The organism is Pelorhabdus rhamnosifermentans, from assembly GCF_018835585.1.
In the GTDB taxonomy this organism is placed as follows: domain Bacteria; phylum Bacillota; class Negativicutes; order UMGS1260; family UMGS1260; genus Pelorhabdus; species Pelorhabdus rhamnosifermentans.
Genome location: NZ_JAHGVE010000163.1, coordinates 1 through 252, shown reverse-complemented (window position 1 = coordinate 252; position 252 = coordinate 1). Strand labels below are relative to the sequence as shown.

Genomic DNA, 252 nt, shown 5'->3' with positions numbered 1-252 from the left:
AGTTCTTCGGCAAGACCTTCTACGCCGGCAGCCACGAGAACGCCGTGCTGGCGCTCACCCAGGGCACCGCCGACGCCGCCGCCAACCTGTGGAATTCCGAGACCGACACGATGGTCACCCGCATGGCCGCCAAGGGCATGCTCAAGAAGCCCGACGGCACCCCGATGCAGCAGTCGGACTTCCGCGTCGTGTTCAAGTCCGACTTCCTGCCGGAGGGGCCATTCGCCGTGCTGGCGAGCCTGCCGGACGACC

1 protein-coding gene is annotated in these 252 nt (G+C 67.5%); it reads left to right on the top strand.

Annotation, left to right across the window (positions count from 1 at the left end; genetic code table 11):
- On the top strand, positions 1 to 252 hold a 252-nt coding region (locus Ga0466249_RS26195; RefSeq protein WP_215832420.1), incomplete at both ends, for a PhnD/SsuA/transferrin family substrate-binding protein.